The sequence below is a fragment of the Polaribacter sp. IC066 genome, from assembly GCF_007997085.1.
GTDB lineage: Bacteria > Bacteroidota > Bacteroidia > Flavobacteriales > Flavobacteriaceae > Polaribacter.
Window position 1 is genome coordinate 1 of the sequence record NZ_VORR01000100.1, and the last position, 3,962, is coordinate 3,962.

Consider the following 3,962-nt stretch of genomic DNA (forward strand, 5'->3'; position numbering starts at 1 on the left):
TTGAGACCGCAAGATAACATCCATCAAAACAAGAAAGGTAGGATTCCCTACTTTTCTGTTTTGAAAAATTAATATCAAAACCTCAAATCTAAATGTTGCGCTTATTACTTGAATTTAAGATTTTAAAGTAAAACGAATTATAAATAATGGCTCATTTACTGAAAAAAAAGGAATTAAATACCGAACTACTTCTTATGAAACATTTGTTTCGTTTAAAAAAAATAATATTGATAATCTATATTATGTAGATAAAACAAAAATAAAAGCTCAAATGGAGGTATTGAAAGAAGACAAAAAAGTATTTTACAATGTTGAATATTTATGGATAACCTTAAATAAAACTGAAAAAAAAGTTGATAAAAATGTATCTGTTAAGAAAGATGTTTTTAAGTTAAAAAAGTCATTTAATGCAGATTTCTGGGATAAACAAAAGTATTTATTACTTACAAATGATATGTCTAAATTCCTAAAAGATTTGGAAAGTTCGAAAAATAAATTTAAGACCATTACGAATATAAAAAAGGAATAAATACTGTGGGCAACACCGTGTATAATTAATTGCTGGTTTTAGCCAATTTACGAAAGTCCAAACGGACTTTCTTGGTTCATGTATTATTTAGTAAATTAGTGTCTTAAAACACGTAACAAATCATACACAAAGACGTTGGCAACCATTTAAAAAAAAACAAACCGAATGACAAAACGACTAACATTTTTACTTCTAATTTTCACAACTTTTACCTCATTCGGACAATCTGTTGATGATGATTTTTCGCAAAAGAAGATGAAAAAGGATTTAGCTGTATTTAAAGAAATTAAACAGAAAGTAAATTCTGGACTTTATAAATACAGAACAAAACAGCAAATGGACAGCATTTACAGTTGGGCAGAAAACGAAATTAAAAATATAACTAAGTATAGAGAATTTTACAACCTGATTACAAAATTAACTGATTATGAGGGAAGTTTACACAACGACACTTCAATTCCAAACAAAAAATGGCAAAATTTAAGAAAAGAAAAAAGCGGGTATTTTCCATTGCCAATTAAATGGATAGAGGGAAAATGGATTGTCAATATAGAAAAGGGCGAAATTCCATTAGGTTCAGAAATAATTTCCGTGAATGATATTCTAATTTCTGATTTAATTTCTGAATTAGGTAAATTTTATACAACGGACGGAATAAATCTTACAGGGAAAAGACTTGGAATAAAAGCACATTTTCCGAGATACTTTAGATTAAACTATGGTTTACGAGACGATTTCAAGATTATTTATAAACAACATAACACTAATAAAAGTGAGGAAATAACTATCAAAAGCGTCAGTTATGCAAAATACTATGAGCGATTCAATAAAAGACACTCTCGACCTTTTGACCAAATTTATTATGCAGATTTAGAACCAAATCAAAAATATTCTTTCAAGCAAATTAATTCTTCAAGTGGTATTTTAAAAGTGCATTCTTTCGGTATGGGAAATGAAACTTCCAAAGAACACAAAGAATACGCTAAATTTTTAGATAGTGTTTTTACACAAATCAACAAAAGCAATCTTGAAAATCTGATTGTAGATGTTCGTCAAAATGGTGGTGGCGATGACCCAAATGACTTGATTACATATTCATATTTAACACAACGAAAATTTCAAGAAAACAAACAAGCGTGGATTAACTTTGAAAAAATACCATTGCTAAGATATTACAACATCGGAATACCAAAGTTTATAAGACCTTTGGTGGTTGGAAAGTACAATAGAGAAATTCAAGAAATATTTCCATTGGAAAAAAACGAAAAATACTATCAAGATGAAAATAGTGACGACCATAAAATTAGATTACCAAACGAAAAGGCTTTTAACGGAAAAATTTATTTATTAGTAAGTCCTGCGGTTGCTTCAGCAGGAAGTTTATTTGCTTCAATGGTTTCTGGAAATGAAAACACAACAGTAATCGGAGAAGAAACAATGGGCGGATATTATGGTCATAATGGACATACACCATTAGAGTATAAATTACCAAAATCAAAAATAGTAACTCAATTTTCGATAGTAAATTTAGAACAAGACGTACCAAAAAAATCAAACCAATTTTATAATAGAGGTATAATTCCAGACATTGAAATCAACCAAACCTATGATGATTTTTTAAATAATGAGGACACACAGCTAAACTATACCATAAAATTGATAACAAGCGAATAAAAACGGTTGCCAACACCGTACAAAATTAATTGCTTTTGTTTTGGCTTATTTAGGAAAGTCCTCGCAGACTTTCTATTTAGTTATTATTTATTAAATTTAGTGCTTAACCACAGCAAAAAATCTTGTACAAACACGTTGTAAAACATTAAAAACGAACTTATGAAAAAACTATTAACCATTTTAATTATTACAATTACATTAACCTCTTGTAGAGATTCTGCATTAGGCAAATGTATAGATACAAAAGTTGAACAAGGAATGTCTGCAAGTGATGCAAGAGACGAATGCGAGGAAGCTCGTGCGGATTCAAAAATTAGAAGATAATTATGACTAATGCATATTTTACATATGAATATGAAGGAGAAATTGGAGGTTTATTCGAGGATGATGACAAAGTCGAACGAACTCTTGCGAAAATTAAGTTACCCCAAATTAAAACAATTGAATACTTAAAAAGAGTAATTCTAACATCCAAATTAAATCTTTTCAAGAAAGAAAATCCAATTTCTTTAGAATTTGATTCATTATATGACATTTTTCCAGAACAAATTAATACAAAACAAATTAATCAAAGTATAAAGTTTAAATCTAAACAAATAAAATTGATGAATTTAAAAAAACAAAATATTACGTTTTCAAACCACGAAGATGAAATTATTAATATAGAATTACCTAAAAACTATAAACTTTATAAAGGTTAATTTAAAACCAATTTTACTATGAAAAAAACGATTTATTTTTTTACAATTTTACTCATTACTCTATCAAGCTGTTCATCCGATAATGATAGTTCTTTAAATTCAAAAATTTTAATTAATCCCCCAAATTGGATTCAAGGAAAATGGCTTTTGGAAGGTGGTTCTGCAGTTGGCGAAAGTGGCTGGAGTTTTACAAATAATGATTTTATAATAATTTTAGCGAACACCGAGATGAGTCAAAGAGAGCTTTTTGAGTCGCTTTTAAATAATGGCGGAGAAGTTTCGACAAGTGATGTATCAACGGAAAATTCTTATAGTGTTACCTTGAACTCACCTCAAGGAATAACAGTTATTTATTCTTTCACTAAAGTTTCTAACACAAAAATTACTTGGGACAGAATTTCTAATTCAATTTATAATAAACAATAATATTATGATGAAAAAAATATTAATCTGTATAATAATTTTATTTTCTATAAGTTGCAGTAATAACGACATTCAAAACAATCAAACTGAATTAGAAGGCGTTTGGCTTTTGCAAAATATAACAAACGGAGCTAAATTAACATTTGAAAGTAAAAATTTTACCATTCAATCCGGTAGTGTTACTATAACTGGTACTTTTGAACTCTCTAATAGTCAAATAAACGGAAAAGTAGTAACCCGAAATGGAACAAGTAGTAATCTATTACAACCAAATACTTTTACAGGAAACTTTGAAATATCAAATGACAGAGTAACTTTTAGTAATTTTAGCGGAAATTGGAGGGCTCCATTTTCGAGTTGGTATAGTAGAAAATAAAAAACGTTTTACAACACCGTGTATAAAAAATTGCTACTTTTAGCTAAACCAAAGGTTGTTGCATTTTTGCAAACTACTGAATTTCCGTTGGAAATTCCTCGTTCACAAAAACGCAACTTTTCATACACAAACACGTTATGTTTCATTGCTCGGGAAAATCTAAAGGCTAACTAAAGTTGAATGAAAAACAAGAATTTAAACTATATAACATCTGAATTCTTGCCAGCATGTTGAATAGAAAATCTCTGCGGAATTTGAA

General features: G+C 28.7%; 6 protein-coding genes. All 6 read left to right on the forward strand.

The window, feature by feature from the left end; all coding sequences use genetic code 11:
• The first annotated feature begins 271 nt into the window (after positions 1 to 271).
• The gene (locus tag ES044_RS17875) at positions 272 to 529 is read left to right on the forward strand and encodes a hypothetical protein (protein WP_147120695.1); all 258 of its coding nucleotides are present in this window, start codon (positions 272 to 274) and stop codon (positions 527 to 529) included.
• A gap of 165 nt (positions 530 to 694) precedes the next feature.
• On the forward strand, positions 695 to 2,203 hold the full coding sequence (locus ES044_RS17880) for a S41 family peptidase (protein WP_147120696.1): 1,509 nt from the start codon (positions 695 to 697) through the stop codon (positions 2,201 to 2,203).
• A gap of 159 nt (positions 2,204 to 2,362) precedes the next feature.
• Positions 2,363 to 2,527, forward strand: coding sequence for a hypothetical protein (locus ES044_RS18675; RefSeq protein ID WP_189663354.1), 165 nt, complete (start codon positions 2,363 to 2,365; stop codon positions 2,525 to 2,527).
• 2 nt (positions 2,528 to 2,529) lie between these two features.
• Positions 2,530 to 2,904 (forward strand): hypothetical protein, encoded by a 375-nt coding sequence (locus ES044_RS17885; protein WP_147120697.1) that lies wholly within the window; start codon positions 2,530 to 2,532, stop codon positions 2,902 to 2,904.
• Positions 2,905 to 2,922: 18 nt separating this feature from the next.
• A complete protein-coding gene (locus ES044_RS17890; protein ID WP_147120698.1) occupies positions 2,923 to 3,330 on the forward strand; it encodes a hypothetical protein in 408 nt (135 codons plus the stop codon).
• A 4-nt stretch (positions 3,331 to 3,334) separates the two neighbouring features.
• Entirely contained in the window at positions 3,335 to 3,703 is a 369-nt protein-coding gene (locus ES044_RS17895; RefSeq protein ID WP_147120699.1) for a hypothetical protein, read from the forward strand.
• Positions 3,704 to 3,962 lie beyond the last annotated feature (259 nt).